This window comes from Pelagibius sp., assembly GCF_965227505.1.
In the GTDB taxonomy this organism is placed as follows: Bacteria; Pseudomonadota; Alphaproteobacteria; order Kiloniellales; family Kiloniellaceae; genus Pelagibius.
Window position 1 is genome coordinate 3,313,218 of record NZ_OZ245757.1, and the last position, 18,282, is coordinate 3,331,499.

Below are 18,282 nucleotides of genomic sequence, written 5' to 3' on the forward strand. Positions count from 1 at the left end.
AACGAAGCGAGGCCCACCGTTGGCCTGCGAGGAGGAAGCGATGGCCAAAGCCGACGGGCTAACCATCAGTCATGCAAAGATAAGGCTCCTCTCCGGCCCGCTGGCAGAAGATGAAGACCCGGAAATTTGGGCCGAGATCCTCGCCAGTCAAGATCATTTGACCCAGTGGTTCCGCGAGATAGGCGCCGAGCTGATCGTGCATGCAGATTACCGGATCGCGCTCGTGCGGCAGATGACCGAGGCTCAGCGTGAGCAGCGCGCCGCCAACACTGGTAAAGCGGTTCTGCCAGCAGTCCTCAAATCCCGCGCGCTGACCTTTTTCGATAGTCAAGTGCTGACCTATCTGCACGAGAAGCTCAACACCGCCGCAAGTATGGGAATTTACGACCTTACGCTGCTCAAGAGTGAGGTCTATAGCGCGATTGTCCATATGCAACCCGAGGCGCAGCGCAACAAGGAAGCGACGATCATCAAGCGGATTGATGCCGCGCTTGGCAAATTCCAGGATTACGGCCTAGTGGAAGAGACCCACCTGAATGCCCGCCCGGCAATTCGGCCGAATCTGGTCCTACTGGTCATGGTGTCTCGCGACGAGCTCGCACGGTTCAGCACGATGGTCGAAGGTCTGCTCGGTGATCCGGAGGATGATACCGATACCGGTCCGGACGGCGATAGCTTGCACGAAAGCGGTTCGGTGGATCTCACATCGACAGAGTTTGGTGGAGAAAGGCGCACAGACCATGACAGCACTGCATCATGAACAATATTGTCGATGATCTTACAGTTGCGGATGCCGATGTAGGGGGCAATGAGCTGCCGCCCGATGTTATGCAAGCGACTGTTCAGGCGCACCCAAGCGACCTCTCAGATCCGCGGTTCGCGGGCTATCGCCTTGAAGAACTGCAGATTCAGAACTTCGGAACCTACGATGGTCCGCCATCGGTGATCCGATTGGAACGAGGTAGCGCGATCTTCACGGGGCGGAACGGTGTCGGCAAGACCACGGCCATTGACGCGTTCCGCATGTTGATCTCGCAGGAACCTAACTTTAACGACGCAACGACCCCCGAGGCCAAGAAACGCGACCGGGATATCCGTACCTATTATCAGGGCGTTATAGGTAAACTCCAGCGCGACGGGCGACCGGAATATAGAGTGCTACGGCAGTACCATGAGAAGAAGTTCATGGTGATCGTGGGCGTTTTCATCGATGCCCACGATCGGCCGATTTCGGCAGCTCGGCTGGTGCAATACGACCCGCAGGGCCAAGGCAACAGCCAGCGATACGTGCTCGCGCGTGCTCGTCTCGATATCGCGCGAGATTTTCCTGACTTTGCAACAAGCCGGGCAATCCGGGATTCCCTGGCTCATATGGGGGTGCGTGTCTACGACACCTTCAATGCCTATCGGATTGCGCTGTCGGGGCACTTCAAGGTGGCGGATATGAAACAGGCTTGGGCCCTGTTCGAGCGCGCGATTGGCACGAAGACAGTCGACAATTTGACCGACTTCATGCGCGCTCTGATTCTGCCGGCGTCGACGCTGGCCAAGACTGCAGACGAGTTGGTCCAGTCTACAGCGGCACTGGACGAGGCATACGCGACCGTCAAAGCCGATGAAGAAAAACTCAAGCGCCTCGTACGAATCGTCAAGGAGATCGACAGCCTGGAGCGTTCATATTGCAAGTCGTCTGAGGTCCGGCGGCTGATGACACATAGAAAGACTGCGGGCACGGCTGTTGTCGTTCGAGCGATCCGACGCGACCTTGAAGTGCAGCAGACGGCACAGAACGCAACTCGTCGGAACCACAAGGCCGCATTGGAAAAGGTGAGACGGACAGACGATCGTGTCACCGATCTAGAACTCCAACAGCGTGAACTTGGTGGCCAAGCGGTCAGTGATTGGCGCCGCGACATTGAAGACCGTGCGAAAAGAATCACTACAATCAAGTCTGACTTGGAGAAACTCGCTACTACACTGTCCTCGTTTGGCCTGGTGGCAGGTATCTCGTTCGAGGATTCGCATCATAGTGCCGACCAATGGAACCGCATCAAGGTCGCACTGCGTGAGAATGTCGAGGCTATTCCAGGACGCACAGACGAACTGGAAAAAGATCTCGCCCAGCTATCTGCGGATATCGCGGCACTTGATTCAGCGGTAAAGACCCGGGAAGCCGACCTTCTGGCTGCGGAACGTGCCAAGTCCAATTTACCTGGGCGGCTGATCGAGGTCCGTGAACGACTTGCCGAAACACTGGGGGTTTCAACTTCGCAACTACCCTTCTTCGGCGAACTCGTCCGCGTCTCTCCAGAAGCCGCTAGAGACGGATGGGAGGGCTCTCTCAACCGCCTACTGGGCAACCAGGCGCGCCGACTTCTCGTGCCTGAACGACTCTATGCTGAGGTCGTACGTGCGATTGATCGCCGTCATCTAGGCATCAAGCTCGAATACGACCGAGTCGACCTCATCCCCTGGCAAGACACATCACATGATGCGGATCAAGTTGCCGGAAAGCTCGATGTTCGGCGAGACAGCGACTTCGCTGGTTACATTCGTTCAGTCCTCGACAGACGCTTCGATCACACTTGTTTCGAGACGGCCGACGGCGGCTTTCGGCAGGCTCGCCGGGCGCTTACCAAGGCCGGACAGAGCCGCGACGGAGATCGTCACGTCAAGGACGATCGACGGCGTGTCGATGACCGATCAGCCTACACGCTGGGATGGGATACAGCCGCACGTGTCGCCTACCTTAAGCGCGATTTACGCAAGCTTGAAGCCGACCTTCTGAAAAAACGCCAAGACAACACGTCGACCCGAGAACGTCGTGACGACCTGATGCTCCGTGCCAATAATATGCAGCAGATAGGTGATAGCATGGGCGATTTCGAGACTGTTGATGTCGCCAAGTTGGAGGAGGAGGTCAAGGAGCGCCAGCAATGGATCGAGCAGGCTACATCGAAGAACCCCGACTATGTGGCCATCTCGAAGGCACTGAGTGCGGCGAAAGCGGAGCAACGCAAAGCCCGGAATGCCGCGGATGAGTTGGGTAAGAGTCAAGCCGTTCTGGAAGACCGTATCGAAAAGCAGCAGAACCGTTTGGCGAGGTTGCACGCAGCACTTCGAGATCGGGTGGTGCCTTGTTCAGCGTGGAAAGGCTATGTGCTCCTCGCTCGCGAACTCGATGCTCGCGCAACGATTTTCGAGGTCGATCCGGAGGCTACAGACGTTCTGAGTGATGGTATTTGGGAGGCCATCCGCGACCGCCTAGACGCAGATTTGGAGGCTGAAAGCAAAGTGCGTGAGAAGAACGTCAGCACTCTTACGCGTTTAGCAGGCGACTATCTAAGGGATTTTCCGGCCGAGACCACGCATTTGGCCGCAATGGGCTTGACTGAGCAAGAGTCGTCGGCTGCCCGCCAAGACTGGCGCCAGCGTTATACAGATATCGAGGCCCGCGAGTTGGTTCGCCATACCGAACGCCTCCAGCAGGCGATGACCGATGCCATTGACAATGGCATTGTTAACATCAAGACCCAACTCGAACAGGAGAAGACCGAAATCCGCGACACGATAGCAGGAATCAACGATACACTGCGCGAAGTAACATACGACCCGGCTCACGGCACCAAGATCCAATTCATCGCCACCGACAGCGCAACTAAGCGCATCGTCGAGTTCACGCGTGGCCTGCGACAGGTCACTGACGACTGGATCGGCAACGAAGATGCGCCGATCGAGGAACGCTACAGAAAAACGCGGATCTTTATCGACAAGGTGAAGGACATCCCAGAAAACACGGCCTGGCGTCGCGAGGTGCTCGACACCCGACGTTGGTTTACTTTTGTCGCTCAGGAATACAAGGTCGATGATGACGGTTCCGAGAAGATCATCAACGACTACGACGGCGCGTCCGGTACGTCTGGTGGCCAGAAGGAGCGCCTGGCGATGACCGTCATGGCTGCCGGCCTGGCTTGGCGGTTCGGCATGGTCAACCCGGCTCGAGCTTCCACGTCTTTCCGCGTCCTGATGTTGGACGAAGCCTTTAAGAACAGTCACGACGACACAACACGAGCGCTGCTCGACTTATTCAAGGCGTTCGGGTTTCAAATGGTTTTCGCGATGCCGTCAAAGAACCTGGCGGTGGTCTCGAACCACATTGAACGTGCCTTCGCCGTCGACACCAAGGCACGCCGGACGATAATTACCGTCCATGCACTTAAGAAACTTGTGCTGAAAAATCATGCGGCCGCCGCTGCAATGGCATTGAACATGGCACGCGACGCTGGTGTTGACCTCAGCGACCTGGATTTCTCCGAGATCGACGAAGACCATATCGGTTTGGGAGACATGACAGCTGATGAGATCGTCCAGTTGGCAGCACTCAGCGAAAACACTGAGGACGTCATTGGATGACGGCTGGAGCTGCCATTGTGGAAAGGTGGAAGACACCTGAAGACCTCCGGCGATGGCTCGAAAAGCGCTTCGAACGGTTCGTAGCGGCGGACCTACGAGAGCCGGGTATGCCGATCGACACCTTTCAAATTACGGCGCCGGGCCTCACCGCCGGCATCATAGCCGAACAGTTTGCGGTCGTGCGCAGTTGGGCAGGGGCTTGGCAGGAAGCTGCTGCCGCTGAACCAGACCTTGTTCTCGCCTTTGCCGAATGGCAGACGCGCAATTTCGGCCGGGTCCGTATCCCGAAGACCGCGTATGCCAACTCCATCGACGGAGCGGCTCGCCTGGTGCGTCGAACCAGGGAGCTTGCTTCTGCTCGACAACGCTACGCAGCATTGATGGCGACAGACAGCCGCCTAGAGGCCCTTGCCAGTCATTGGCCCCGGATTACCTGCATGAGTCAGGGTGACTTCACCATTCTGTGCCGGTTCGTCAAAGAGGCAACAGCGCTCGACCTTACGCGACTGCGGCTTCGAGAGGTGCCCTGTCCTGGCATGCACACGAAGTTTCTTGAGCAAAATCGGACAGTTTTGAAACCAATTCTGGCCGCGTTGAATGTGCCGCTAGATCCAAAGGCGCTAACCTGGGCTGGCAAACTTGGTTTCTTCGAAGACGATACGAGGATGTTCGAGCTTCGTGATCTCGACGGCAGTGTGCTGCCTTATCCACACTTCGCATTGCCGGCCGGGCAATTGACTGGCGAGTGCCCTGCGCGGGCTGCTGGCGCAGGAACTCCACAAGGTGTGGTCATCGTTGAGAACCAGGCAACTTTTCAGGCACTTCCGAGGATGCCGGGCATCGTCGCGATCTTTGGTCGTGGCTTCACCGTCCGGATTTTAGTCTCTGCGAGGTGGCTTGCCTTTCAGCCTGTCCTATACCTGGGTGACTTGGACCACGCCGGCTTTCAGATGGTGGCTGGGCTTCGTCGCGACGGACTTGCACATCTCCAGACGGCGCTGATGGATGTAAGAACAGCGAAGGTCAATAAGAGTTATTGGGTCAATGATACATCCGCCCCGGGTACGAACCGAGCCTATGAAGGATTGATCGACCGAGAGCGTGCCGCCCAGCAATTGATGGCGGCAGGGCCGTGGCGCCTAGAGCAGGAGCGGATACCCTTCGATATGCTAGTCGATAATCTGGAGCGATGGTACTCGTCGAGACACCAAGCAAGCTGTGGTGCTCTGGTTTCTGGCAGTCGCTAAGCGTTTACACCTGCTGCACAATGACACCGCTTGTTCGACCAGCCAGGAAATTTACACCAAGAAAGTAGTAGTGAATTTTTCCCAAAACTCATTGCTCGGGTAGAGCACCGTCAAGGCTAAGCCCATCTTCGACCCAATACTGGATTTTCGTCGCGCAGCCGTTCCGGCTGTATGGTAACTGCAGGCGGTCAAGTTCACTGCATTGACGAGAGACAGCCAACTTCAATACACCCAGACGCTGGCTTCAGCGGTTGGGATTTCGGCGCCGGCTGACGGCCCGCAGGATATCCAGGGCTATTGCGAGGTCTTCCTGGCGGAGATCACGGGCGAGGGCGGTGAGGGCAGCCAGATCGCGTGCCTGGCGTTCGGTTGTTGGGGTGGTGTCGCCGTTCGGAAAGAGCGCGGCGGCGGGGACATCAAGGGCCCGGGTGAGGGGCTCCAATGTGACGAAGCTGGGCGCGGAAGCGCCGCGTTCGATGGCGCGTATCGAGATCTCGGACCGGCCGATCGCATCGGCAAGCGCCGCCTGGGTCAAGCCGCGCTGTTGGCGCAGGGCGCGCAGGCAACGGCCGACGTCTTTTGCGAGCACCATGGCGGCAACCGGCGGCCGGACTTTCGGTCTGTTGCAGAAACCGGGTGTCCCGCCTTATTGCCGGTCAGGCCCGCATGCCCGCCGCGACGCGCTCCAGGTCGTGCAGCGCCGGTAACAAGATGGTTTCGTCGTGGCAGTCCAGGTCAGACTCGTAGAGGCTGTCGCAATAAAGGGCGGACCGCAGCTTGAGTACGATTCCCTGGATGCTGTTGGGACGCGCTTGCGCTAAGGCCTCGGTACAGCGCTTTCTGAAGGCGAGGCATGCGTGATAGCGCCCGCTGTATTCAGATTCTTGATAGGCGAAGGGACCGTGCCGCCGCTCGGCCTCGTTTATCAGGTCGATCACCGCCTCGGTGGCACATCGGTGGCGCCCGGCCAGTAGCGCGATCCGAAGATCGCCCTCGGTGCTGGCAGCGGAGGCCGGTGGGGATGTGACGATGGGCGCTGTGATGCCGAAAGCGGCTGCGCCGCCGGCCAGCATGGTGCGGCGGGAAAGCCTCGTGTTAAGGGTATAGGTAGCCATGACCGGACTCCTTCTTAGTCGGGTTGTGGTCAGGCGCGGGGTGGGTGTTACGAGCACCCCCTCGCGCCGCTTTTACTCTCGGCCCGAGGCGCCTCCATGCGCGCCGGACCAATAGACAGTCCACCAAGGGCTCAGGAAGCAGGAGAGGTCAAGACGAATTGAGCTGCAGGGGGCGGGATGGGCAGCTTTGGCCGTCCGGCGTCTCGGCGCGATCATGCGGTCGCGGGACAGGCCGTTTCAAGCCTGCGGAACCGAGGTGGATCCCTAGGGGTGAACGGGCGAGATGCGCTATCCCAGTACGATTCTCATGCCGATGTCGTCTCCATTTCCGCGATGCGCTGGAACTCAGCCAAGACTTCTTCATGGTGCCGGGCGAGGAAGCGCACCACGCGGGCATTGTCGAGGAGCTTGGTGAGGTAATGGTTGCAGGTTCGACTGAGAAGCCCCCCTTCGACGAGGCGTCTTGTATTGCAGCAACGTACTCTCGGATGGGGCGAGCAAGTCGGCGCTTCGAGAAGCCCCGGGGACAGTGTCGGAACTGGGCAGGGTAATCTTCGGCGAGATCGAGACTTGGCCGAATCCGGCGATCTAAGGCCAACACCCTTGCCTCTAACTCGTACACTGCGAGGCCTTGTCGGCCAACTTAGTTCGGACAGGGTTGGCTGAACCAGGCGTAGCTAGAGTCCTGCTCGATGGAAGACAAAGGCTGCCCAGTAATACGGGTGACTCGTAGCCGGATCACTGAGCATGCTAAGCTGAGCTTCACGGAGTGCGTCACCAGGAGAGCGACCGTTCCGCATGGCACTGTAAAAGTGCTCCATGAATACCACGGTGCTATCACTAGAAACCTTCCACAGGCTTGTTACGGTGGACTGAGCTCCAGCTAAGTAAAGAGCCCTCCTAAGGCCGAAAACGCCCTCTCCAGCAATAACGCTGCCCACCCCAGTGTCACAAGCTGAGAGCACTACCAATTCGGAACAATGCATATCCAAGTGTCGAATCTCGGCCGCAGTAAGCAACCCATCCTCTTCGCCTATCCGAGTATTTGCCCCGGCCAAAGCGAGTCCAGAAAAATGCATCGAATAAAGAACTGTTGCGCTAGAGGCCTCCATACTGTCGGCGAGCCGTCCAGGGGAGGAGTAACCGCCGCCGGTGGAAATCATGGTCGTTGGACTAAAGGTAAATCCGTGAGTCGCCATATGGACAATGCGCGGGAACACCGTTTGTTTGAGTTGTGCTTCATTAACTTCGTCGTAGGTCATCAGGAGAAGGTTCTTGTCTAGAGCCCTGACAGCTGCCACTTCACGTTCGGCATCCTTCCACAACGGTAGAAATGGCCGGCGCCCCATCACAAATTGTCCAGAGTCTTCCAGCCCGCGAAACGCAGAGGGGTCAAATCTGCCACTCTCTGAAAACACATGAAACGGATGATCGAAGTTAGCATTCGCGATCATCAGCGCGCCTTCACCACACCGAACATCAGTTGCTAGATTGCCGCTGTCACTTGGCCGAGGAATCTGCCCGATTTGTTGCACCGTAAGGTGGGTGTTCTCTACGAGGAAGGTTTTGCCGTCTGGAGACATCGCGTGAAAGGGGAGCAAATGAAGCATCCCGTCGGCCACGATCTTAATATTGGGCGCGACCATTCCATGCTCTGAAACCATATCGACGATGGGGGCGAGCAACATCTTATATAGGTCCGACCCAACGCTCCTCGCTTCAGCGACGTGATCCACCGTGTTGTCTACCAACAATAGCTCTCGTAGCGATCTGATCCCGCCGTCTACGACATCGGCTTCCGCCAGATAGCGACCTCGAACTTCGCCATCAGGAAACAAGGTCACGGCAGCATATACTGGGGCCGACCTGACAAACTGCAATGTCCTCGGATCCAGCGTATATGGGTGATACCGGGTGTAAATGACCAGCACATCATTCGGCTCCAGCGATGTACGTAAAGCTTCGCGGACATCACCAAGTCGACCGACTTCCGCCTTCTCAAATTCCGGCGCTAGTCTGTCTTCCAGGATTCCGCGTTTCAGCCATCTATCCTCGAAATCATAAAGCCAATCACTGGACGCCTGTTCAGCCATCGAGCTCATAGCGATCCTGGACAGCTCTTGGTCCAGTCCAGCCATTTGCTCATCCAATCCCTCGGTTCGTGCTTTCTCAAGACGCTCCGCTTCGTCATCAAGTAGTCGTAAGTGACGCTCGGTAAGCACAAGCAATGCAATCTCGGCCAGTAGATGGTCATTCGGAAAATCATTCAGCGCTATAGTAAGGAGCAAATCAGTGTTCTTTCGTAGCCGCTCTAAATCACGGCCTCGCTTAACAATGGAGCCTGCATTACGCTTCAATACGTCTGAGCTTTCTTGAGCCAAAACACCCGCATATGCCATGTACAACACTGGGGTACGGTTAATAACTTCATCGCTGATGATTTTTGCGAGCAAACTGAACAGCTCACCAGTTCCTCCAGCTAGGACGAGCTCTGCACCAAGCGCCGCTACTGCATTGAATTTCTGCTCCGGAGTTCCGCTTTCGGGAACTACCTTTGCGATGATGTCCAGCGCGAACTCGATTGGCCCTTCCACCTCCGTCACACGTCCAGATTCGAAGCCAAGAACTATCGCGCGCTCTGCTGCTACAAGCTGTTCAATTGGCGAATAACCAGCATAAGCACGCATCGACCACGCATGGTTTAGGAGTTGCATAGCCGAGCCGCTGTCATTGCCGCAACGTTCTGCCGCGCTGGCTAGGTGCGTGATGAAGTCGAGATAGGAGTCGATTGTGACAACCTGAGGATGGATCTTTAATAGGATGGCGATAAGCGTGCCGTATTCGGAACACCAGCGAGGCTGCTGAGTGCCCTGACCCGCCAATATTGCTGAGAGCCTAATGGGTGAGGCAAGTCCATCGTTGGGTGGCAATAGACTTACGCGGAGGCTCCAGCCATCATCATCGAAGAGACTTTCGTAGATGCGCGCTGCGCGCCTAAACTCCCCGCGGCGGGCTAGAGCTAGCGCGGCGAAAGCACTCACAGACCGAACACGGGTTTTTGCAACTTTAAAATCGGTCGCTCTGGTGACATCGGCGCTCGCAGCTTTCATCGTTTCAATCATAGAAAGGAGCGCGTCCACATCGCCCAGTCTGTGAAGCTCCTCAGCAATATCAACGATATTGGCGCCGATCTCCCGGGGCCAACCCCCGAAGTGAATCTGAACGAGTTCGTCTGCCTGCTCTAGCAGCTCTTTTCGCTGCTTAACAGGCAGCCCACTGCGCAGCCGCGCGTAAGCCACAGTCAACTGGTTAACCGCAAGAAAAACGTCAGTTACGGGTATGCCAGCGTCTTTCAAGGCATGCGCCGCAGTGTTCGTATCGAGAACCGCGAACGTCTCAACCATTGCGCTTGCCTGGTCCCTCACGTCGTCCTGGAACGGATTGCTACCGGAAGTTCTGCCGGTTCGGCTCGTTAAGAGAACGAACTTAAGATGTTCATGCTTGTACGTTACAAGCCGTCTGCCCTCAGGAAAGTCCGCGATTGGAGCCGTCATGAGCGTATCAGTGATCTGATTGGCAAGCGCGGAGGCTCGCTCATATTCAGTTCCGGTTAATCGAAAGCGCCCGGCATAGCCATTTGTCAGAGCCGACTGGCTCCTAAGAAGATCGATCTGCATTTTGCGACGTTCAGATTCAGTCGTCGCTGCCGAAAACGCAGATATCCGAGAATTCGCTCGCTTCTCAATGTCTTCAAAGATTTCTGTTTTGAATCTCTGGTACTGGGCAAATTGAAACTCGATAAAGACCGGTTCAGCCTGTGCCGGTCCAGAGAAGTGTACATTGCTGATCCCAAAGAAGATGAGCGATGCCAAAGCGAAGTAGCGCATATCCCAGTTCCGTTGCTAGCTCTGATAGCGTAAGCTATAAGAAATTCACCTTAGCAGGGTTGGGGGGGGGAAGAAAATGTGGCGCGCCGGATGTTTGGGCATACGGATCAATCTAGGGACCTATTTCTCACTCACTGCAGCGGTTGTGGCGATGCTTGCAATTGCTGGTTGTGAAACACGAAAGGCGCAGGAGGCAGGTCAGCAACTCGACGGTTATGTCGAAACCATGTGGGAAATCGCAGTTGCCTTAGAAAATGCCGCAGGTGGCGACGCCAGTTACCGCATAGTGCCAATTGTTTTGGCTGCACATCCGCAAGGTACCGTTCTTCCACAACTGAGTGAGGATCGTCCAGCTGCTCGATCGATGACTGAGGCTTGCCTTTTTGACAAAGCGACGCAGAACCAGGAGCCAGTTCAGTGGGGATCATTGCCAACTATGACAATGAAACGTGGCTTTAACGCCGGAGCGAGTGTCCCTGAGAGTGTGCACCCAGTTTTGGCGATCATCGGTTCCCCTGGGCTGAGCATAAACCTATCGGACGAAGGAACCATAGCATTAAGCGACATTGCCGGACGCGACGTAAGCGATAACTATGTAAACGCAAAGCTTGCTGATGCGGATTGCCAAAGTGCGATTGGCAACCGCCCCGCCTTCTTAGTTCGTGGCCAAGTGCTGGCAGAGCTCGACATACGCTCGAATACAGTCAACGAGGGCAAGTTAGACATCTCCAATATCTCCAGCGAAGACTATGTTCTGAAAATCGACGATTCAGGTGGCTATGAGTTGGAGTCGAGGGAACAGTTGCCCCGCTTCCTGATACTCACAACGATTTCAGAGGGTTTGTCAGCGCGCGTTCAGCGTAGTGCAGGAGACAACCTTATCCAGCGTCCGAGCGACGATGAAATCGAGACGTTCAAATCCAGCCTGAAGGAATGGGAGGAGTGGCAACAGCAATAGGAGGCGGTAGTTCGCAACAGCACTTCATCAATCTGAGAAACAACTCTTCCTGTCGCTTACCTTCGTCCCTGTTTTCATCAGCAATTTGCCTGTTTTGGCGCTCCTGGCTCCCTGTTACCTGATCTAGAGAAATCCCGGGTAAGACGCTGAAATATGGTTGCTATTCGGCCCGCTACCGCGACAGAGGCGCCGGGATCGACGAATTTCCCTGTATTCTCCCTGTTTATCAGGGAACGTCGGTCAGAGACTGGTTCGCAGTGGACTGTCCGCACCGCCATATCTCAGAGATGTTCCTCGTCGAAGGGTGGGTTTCGAACCCACACCATTAGGCTTACGCGCGGAGCGCGGGGTTCGAATCCCACCCTCTCCGCCATACCCCAGAGATAGTCCTCGTCGAAGGGTGGGTTTCGAACCCCGCGCTCCGCCATTGCCAGTCTTTCGCGATCCATCGTGGGATGCGAACCCACGACTAAAAGTAGGTCGCGCGCCGACGGCGCGCTTGAGGTTCGACTCCCACCCCATCCGCTAGTATCGCCGCGAGTGTTGGCGTCATGGCATCTTCGCAGACCGCCACGCGCAAACGGCCTTTGGTTCCAAACCTGCTGCCTTGATCGTCTCCTGCGTCCGGTCGACATCAACGGGGAGCCTTCGCGCGTCAGCATGGAACATGCGACCGGCTTCGGTCAGATGGGCACCCGTGCTTCTGCGCTCGAACAGGGCGACGCCGAGCTCGTCTTCCAGCGCTGCGATTTGCTGCGAAACGACGGGCTGGCCCACGCTTATCATTGCAGCTGCGCGCCTGAAGCCCAGCTCATCCGCCGCAGCCAGAAGATAGCGAAGACGACCCAGGTCCATTGAACTCACGACCTTTCGTCAGGTTGGCCAAGCGCTCCGACGTGCCGCAGCATCACCGCCGCAAGGATGGCCAGGATCGTCACGCTGATGGCGCTGAAGATCGCCGCACCATTGAACCCTGATATGAACGCGTTCTGTGCGTCCTCGATCAGCCCGGCTGGTAGGTCCACCGCGATTGTGGACGCCGCCCAGAGGCTGTCGCTCACCGCAGCGCGAGCCTCTTCGCCGAGCGTGCCCGGTATGCGGTCAAGCATGGTGCCCCGATAGATGGCGGTGACAAGACTGCCGAGAATGGCGATGCCGAGCGACACGCCCAGGTCCTGGACCGTTTCAGACATGGCTGAGGCGGATCCGGCTTTCTCGGCTGGAGCCGATCCGACCACCAGACCGGTGCCCAGCGCAGCGATGGTGCCAAGGCCAAGATAGGCCAGCGAGAAGCCGGCAATCACCGTGGCGACACCCGTTGCGGCGTCGCCCAATTGGGTCAGCATCAGATAGCCGACGACCGACAGAGCGAGCGCGGCGGACACGACGAAACCGGGCCGGACATAATGCGCGACAAGCGGCGCGCCGATGCCAGCGGCAACCATCGCAAGCGCCGGCGGCCCCATCCACAGACCTGCAACAAGCGGGGAAAAGCCGGCCACCAGTTGCAGATATTGCGTCACCAGCAACATGGTCCCACCGACCGCAACCAGCCCGAAGAGCAGCACGATCAGCGCGACGGAGAAGGCTCTGCTGCCAAACAGGCTCATATCGAGCAACGGATCGGAAAGACGCCTTTGCCGCCAAACAAAGAGCACGGTGAAGAGGACGCCTGCCACAGCAGCGCCAACCGCATCGAGGCTGAGCCCGAACTTGGCAATCTGTTTGATGCCGTAGATCACCGGCAGCATGGCGGCCAGCAAGATCACCACGCTGACAAGATCGATCCGCCCGGCATTCGGCGCGCGATATTCGGGCAACAGAACAGGGGCAAGCACAAGCAATAGAGCGACAATGGGTACGGCAAGCAGGAAGCCGGCGCCCCACCAGAAGTGCTCAAGCAACGCCCCGCCCACGATTGGTCCCATCGCCATACCAAGGGCAAACATCGTGGCCCAGACACCGAAGCCGACCGCGCGCTCACGTGGATCGGCGAAGAGGTTGCTAATGAGCGCCAGGGTGGATGGCATCAAGGTGGCGCCTGCGACGCCGAGAGCCGCCCTTGCGGCAATCAGCATGGGGGCGCTGGTCGAAAACGCTGCAATCACCGAAGCGATTGCGAAGGCGACGGAGCCGATCAATAACAGCTTGCGCCGTCCGATCCGGTCGCCGAGCGTGCCCATGGTGATGAGAAAGCCTGCGATCATGAAGCCATAAGCGTCCATGATCCAAAGCGCCTGTGTACTGGTTGCTTGCAGATCGGCAGCCAACGCCGGCAGCGCCAGATGCAACAGGGTCAGGTCGAGGCCAAGTAAGATGGTGGGCAGCGAAAGCAGCGCCAGCCCCAGCCATTGGCGCACGCCGGCCCTGGCGGGCGATGGCGCCTTGGATTGAGCCGCCGTTGCTGGATGAGAAACCGTGCCGTCGTGATGAACTGTCATGTCGCCTCCTTGTCTGAGGCGGACAATTCAGCTAGATTAAAACTGTTACAATATAAGAAATCATCCTATTATTAGGAGTAATGGTTTTGTCTGGCCGGACCCTTGCGCGCGACAAACCCGACCTCTCTGAGTTCGTCACGCGCCACAGGAAAGCACTCACCCCGGCCGATGTCGGCCTGCCGACCACTGGCGGGCGACGCACGCCGGGGCTCCGGCGCGAGGAGGTCGCCGCACTCGCCGGCGTCGGGCTCACCTGGTACACATGGTTTGAGCAGGGCCGCGACATTCAGGTGTCGGAGAGTTTTCTTCTCAAAATAGCCAAAGCGCTAAAGCTGGGCGATGCCGATTGCAGCCATCTCTTCCTGCTGGCCCATAGGCGACCGCCACCGCCTGAAGCCCGTCAATGGCCATCGGTCGACCCGTTGGTTCAGCAATTGCTGGATGATCTCACCGAACGGCCGGCTTACGTGTCCAATCTCCGCTGGGACGTCATCGCCTGGAATGCGGCGGCCGACCATCTGTTCACCTTCTCCGATCGGGATCAACGCGACCGCAACATCATCCGCATGGTCTTTGCCGATCCGGACCTGCGGCGCCGCTTGCCTGAATGGAAGGAGGACGCACCCCGGCTAGTCGCGCAGTTCCGCTACGATCTGGCCGCCGCGCCGGACGATCCGGACATGCTTTGGCTGGTCGAAGACCTGAAAAAGGTGTCGCCCGACTTCCGCCGCTGGATGGAACAACCCGGCATGGACATCTGCGCCAGAGGCGTCAGCGCTCTGCTGGCCGACGACGACGACACGCTTCTCAGTTTCACTCACCAACTGCTGACCGTGGATGAGCACCGCCACCTCAAGATGATCGTTTATTTCTCGACCTCAGCATAACAACGACCCGGAAGAGCCGGGTATTTCACAGTTCTTACTTCTCCTCGACCGGATGAAAGCGATCCATCAACTGCTTGAACTCCGAATCCGACTGTGTCGCCTGCCAATCGGGGTAGCTGACATAAACGAGTGCGGACCCGTCCTCTGCGGTCTCATAGACGACCTTCGTGCCCTTCTCGATGAAGATCATCTCACCGGGCCGACCCGTCACCGACTTGCCATCGAAATGGATCGTGATTGCGCCGTGTGTGATATAGAGCACCTCGTCATATGAAAAAGACCATTCCATTCGTTCGCCGGCCACCTCGAACCTGGCATAGCCGGCTGTCATCGACGAGCTGCTTTTCGGGCCGATCGCATCAGCTACGAATACTTTAAGGTCCTGATATTGAAGTTCTTCGAGGCTCTCGTTCTTGAGAAGTTGGACTGTCATTTGTTCTGCCTTCCGTGTGATGGTCATGGCCATAAAGCGAGCGTCACGTGGAGAGCGAGAACGCCGACCGTTATGACAAATTCCTTGTGGCGCTGAAGAAATAGACAGCCCCCGAATACCCGCACAATGGAAGAAATTATCCTATTACTCTCGCTGCCAGCTTATTGCTCTTAATTTGAGACGTATTGGCATGAAGGCGTCACTAGCCAGCTGCAATTCCGGTGCATCGGGTTCACACAAACCTGTTGAAGGCCTCAATCAGGCGCTTAGTAAGGCGGCGTCTGACGATCCGATTTGCAAATTAAAACGCTAAGCTGCGGCGACTTTAGAGAAGATTCTGATCAAGCTGTTTCGTATCCGATTGCTATGAGGTAGTGCTTTAGCTGTGCATAGCGAACAACAACGCGTCTTATCGAACCCCGAAGCGCCTCTACCGTAGGGCTATGGCGAGGGAATAGTTCGCATTTTTGTCTCGCGTGGCCCGCCATTCACCGCCGATTGCGCGACGTTCGACTACACTGGTTCGATTACTGTATTGCGGACAAAGCGGCCATCGGCCACGTCGGTTCCAACCTCAGCTTCCGAATCGTCTCGCAACGACTGTGAACGAATGAGCCTCTGTGTCACTCGCATCAAATCTGTTGCTTATGTCGTCAATTTCAAAGCCACGTGATTTCAGCTCAGCCTCGAGGGTGCTTTGGGAAAAGTGCTGCAACCAGTTGTAGACACGCCATGTTTTCTGCTCTTCTACGATGGTGAAAAGGTCAAGGGAAACAGCAGCAGTTTCGTACTTCCAAGTGCTATGAAAGACGTAGCATTCATCGGCCGTCCAAAACCCATCCATGTAGTTGCGCGCAAAGACAATTCCCTCAGAGACGGTTTCAAAAGCCTTCATTGAAGACACATCGAAGACAAAAGAGCCTTCAGAATTGAGCGAGCGGTGCACCTTGTCCAACAAGGCCGCGCGTTGAGAAGGGGAAAGGACGCAGAAATCGCAATAGATGAGTGTTATCAAATCCTGTTGTGTTGGAAGTGCGTCGGTGAGGTAATTGGCTCGTCGAAACGCAAGTGAGCCGCGGCCTGGATCGGAGTTCAAGGTGGCGTACTCGATGGAACTGGCGGAAAAATCCATGCCCTCAACCTGCGCCCCACGTTGCGCGTATCGTTCCGCATACAAGCCTGGACCGCAGCCCAAATCGCAAATTCTTTTGCCGTTCAGGCCAAATTTCTCATCAAGCCACTGCACTGTTTGATCGATGATGTGCAGAGGGCGCGATGCAAGCGGGGTCGTCTGGTCCAGATGCGTCTTGAGCATTTGCTGGGCCAAGTGCGGCTCGGTCCACAATGTCTCCGCCGTGTAGACGGAAAACAAATTCGGTTTTCGATGGATTTCGGACAGTTCTTCAAACATCGGGGTCATTTCAACAATCAGGATTACCCGGAACGGTCGTGTCCCGGGACGTGGTGTAGTTGGTAGAAGACAAGCGCGATGTCCGGCACGGGCCGCAGATGCAGCCGTTCGCGTTCACCGCAGCATTTGACGACACATTGGGCTCAAAGCTGTCGTGGGCAGCACTGCGTCCGGAAGGTCCGTAACCGCGATGTGCCAGCGTAGTATGCCCGCGCACGACTTCGCGCCACTGAAAAATACCGCGCGCCAGGCGGTCGTACTATCGTAGCGCTATAGCGAAGGAATAGTTCGCATTTTTGTCGCGTATGGCCCGCCATATCCCAGAGACGTTCCTCGTCGAAGGGTGGGTTTCGAACCCACACCATTGGGCCTACGCGCGGAGCGCGGGGTTCGAATCCCAACCTCTCCGCCAGCCTTCGCGCTTTGCGCTTTGGCTGGCTTACGCCACAAAGCCTGCAGAAGCGAGATTGGAGCGTGGCTGCCCTCCGAAGCCTCGGCGAAGGAGGGCTTCTTCGGCAACCGAGATAAGGAGTGATGATGCATCTCAGACCTGTTAACCCGAAGTGCGCGCTTGCCCTGGCTGTTCTGTTGGTCGCCTCGGCCTGGACGGCCGGCCATAGCGCCGCCAGGGAAATCGCCGATATGACGGCGCGGGCTGACGGCTCCCGGATCCACTGGACACTGTCCAACGCCGCCCAAGACCGTCCCAACCGGGTTGTGCTGATTGCTCAAGGGTCGGGTTGCTCACCCGCGCGGTCGAGCCCCTCCGTCGCAATGCTGGCGGAGATCCTTTCGGACTACGCCGTTCTTACCGTCGAAAAAGCCGGTGTCGCGCCCGCGGATGTGCTGACAGAGCGCATCGAGGGGTGTTCGGATACCTATCTGGAAAGTCACACGGTCAGTCAGCGTGTGGCCGATGTTGCGGCAGTCCTCGAGGACCTCAAAGAGCGGCGTCTCTTCGACGGCGACCTCGTCCTCTTCGGTGGCTCAGAAGGGGGCGCCGTCGTATCGGTTCTTGCCCACGAGGCCGTAGAGACGGACGCCGTTGTTGTGCTCTCCACCGGAACCGGGCTCACCATGGCGGAGTTCCTTCCGCTGGTCGCGCCCCCGCCTGCGATGGAGCAGATGCGCGCTGCGTTCGACGGAATTCGGAGCGATCCGGACGCGGCGGGCGTGCTGGGTGGCGTCTCCTACAACTGGTGGCGGGATGTTCTCGACCGCCGGTTCTCCGATGATCTGCTGAAGGCGGACATTCCCGTGCTTCTCATACACGGCGGGAGGGACAAGTCAGCGCCCGTCGAGGCCGCACGTGCAACCCGCGATGCCTTTGTTGCTGCCGGCCAGGAGCGCCGTCTCACCTATTGGGAGTTCGAAACCTGGGATCACGCCATGGTCGATCCGCAAGGCCGCTCGCACATGGGTGAAGTCCTGACACAAGTGCGCCGCTGGATCGATGAGCAGACGCGGCCGCAGCGCTGACAGGATAGGTA

The 18,282-nt window shown here is 57.4% G+C and carries 13 protein-coding genes; 6 read left to right on the forward strand and 7 right to left on the reverse strand.

Annotation, left to right across the window (positions count from 1 at the left end):
- The first annotated feature begins 40 nt into the window (after positions 1 to 40).
- The 3 genes from ACO06P_RS15755 to ACO06P_RS15765 are packed head-to-tail and all read left to right on the forward strand — an operon-like array spanning position 41 to position 5,660.
- Positions 41 to 760, forward strand: a complete 720-nt coding sequence (locus ACO06P_RS15755; RefSeq protein ID WP_420346182.1) for a DUF4194 domain-containing protein — start codon at positions 41 to 43, stop codon at positions 758 to 760.
- A complete protein-coding gene (locus tag ACO06P_RS15760) occupies positions 757 to 4,413 on the forward strand; it encodes an ATP-binding protein (RefSeq protein ID WP_420346183.1) in 3,657 nt (1,218 codons plus the stop codon). The genes ACO06P_RS15755 and ACO06P_RS15760 overlap by 4 nt, the downstream gene beginning before the upstream one ends.
- Complete coding sequence (locus ACO06P_RS15765) at positions 4,410 to 5,660, forward strand: Wadjet anti-phage system protein JetD domain-containing protein (protein WP_420346184.1); 1,251 nt, start codon at positions 4,410 to 4,412, stop codon at positions 5,658 to 5,660. Before ACO06P_RS15760 ends, ACO06P_RS15765 begins: the two co-directional genes overlap by 4 nt.
- A 244-nt stretch (positions 5,661 to 5,904) precedes the next feature.
- Here ACO06P_RS15765 and ACO06P_RS15770 read toward each other — a convergent pair whose 3' ends face one another.
- The 3 genes from ACO06P_RS15770 to ACO06P_RS15780 all read right to left on the reverse strand — a co-directional run bounded on the left by ACO06P_RS15770 (position 5,905) and on the right by ACO06P_RS15780 (position 10,662).
- A complete protein-coding gene (locus tag ACO06P_RS15770; RefSeq protein ID WP_420346185.1) occupies positions 5,905 to 6,252 on the reverse strand; it encodes a helix-turn-helix domain-containing protein in 348 nt (115 codons plus the stop codon).
- Positions 6,253 to 6,316: 64 nt separating this feature from the next.
- The gene (locus ACO06P_RS15775) at positions 6,317 to 6,775 is read right to left on the reverse strand and encodes a hypothetical protein (RefSeq protein WP_420346186.1); all 459 of its coding nucleotides are present in this window, start codon (positions 6,773 to 6,775) and stop codon (positions 6,317 to 6,319) included.
- A gap of 677 nt (positions 6,776 to 7,452) precedes the next feature.
- A complete protein-coding gene (locus ACO06P_RS15780; protein ID WP_420346187.1) occupies positions 7,453 to 10,662 on the reverse strand; it encodes a CHAT domain-containing protein in 3,210 nt (1,069 codons plus the stop codon).
- 151 nt (positions 10,663 to 10,813) lie between these two features.
- Between ACO06P_RS15780 and ACO06P_RS15785 the strand changes: the two genes are divergently transcribed.
- Positions 10,814 to 11,620 (forward strand): hypothetical protein, encoded by an 807-nt coding sequence (locus ACO06P_RS15785; protein WP_420346188.1) that lies wholly within the window; start codon positions 10,814 to 10,816, stop codon positions 11,618 to 11,620.
- A gap of 549 nt (positions 11,621 to 12,169) precedes the next feature.
- Here ACO06P_RS15785 and ACO06P_RS15790 read toward each other — a convergent pair.
- Together ACO06P_RS15790 and ACO06P_RS15795 are read right to left on the reverse strand one after the other, a co-directional pair.
- On the reverse strand, positions 12,170 to 12,475 hold the full coding sequence (locus tag ACO06P_RS15790) for a LysR family transcriptional regulator (RefSeq protein WP_420349649.1): 306 nt from the start codon (positions 12,473 to 12,475) through the stop codon (positions 12,170 to 12,172).
- Positions 12,476 to 12,480: 5 nt separating this feature from the next.
- Complete coding sequence (locus ACO06P_RS15795) at positions 12,481 to 14,061, reverse strand: MFS transporter (protein WP_420346189.1); 1,581 nt, start codon at positions 14,059 to 14,061, stop codon at positions 12,481 to 12,483.
- An 86-nt stretch (positions 14,062 to 14,147) separates the two neighbouring features.
- Here ACO06P_RS15795 and ACO06P_RS15800 point away from each other — a divergent pair, with 86 nt between their 5' ends.
- Positions 14,148 to 14,948, forward strand: a complete 801-nt coding sequence (locus tag ACO06P_RS15800; RefSeq protein WP_420346190.1) for a helix-turn-helix transcriptional regulator — start codon at positions 14,148 to 14,150, stop codon at positions 14,946 to 14,948.
- Positions 14,949 to 14,982: 34 nt separating this feature from the next.
- Here ACO06P_RS15800 and ACO06P_RS15805 read toward each other — a convergent pair whose 3' ends face one another.
- Both ACO06P_RS15805 and ACO06P_RS15810 read right to left on the reverse strand, forming a co-directional pair.
- Positions 14,983 to 15,414: a cupin domain-containing protein gene (locus tag ACO06P_RS15805; RefSeq protein WP_420346191.1), complete on the reverse strand. Its 432-nt coding sequence runs from the start codon at positions 15,412 to 15,414 to the stop codon at positions 14,983 to 14,985.
- A gap of 541 nt (positions 15,415 to 15,955) precedes the next feature.
- The gene (locus tag ACO06P_RS15810) at positions 15,956 to 16,792 is read right to left on the reverse strand and encodes a class I SAM-dependent methyltransferase (RefSeq protein ID WP_420346192.1); all 837 of its coding nucleotides are present in this window, start codon (positions 16,790 to 16,792) and stop codon (positions 15,956 to 15,958) included.
- Between the two features lie 534 nt (positions 16,793 to 17,326).
- On the opposite strand from ACO06P_RS15810, the gene ACO06P_RS15815 reads away from it, so the two are divergent.
- A complete protein-coding gene (locus tag ACO06P_RS15815; RefSeq protein WP_420349650.1) occupies positions 17,327 to 18,271 on the forward strand; it encodes an alpha/beta hydrolase in 945 nt (314 codons plus the stop codon).
- Positions 18,272 to 18,282 lie beyond the last annotated feature (11 nt).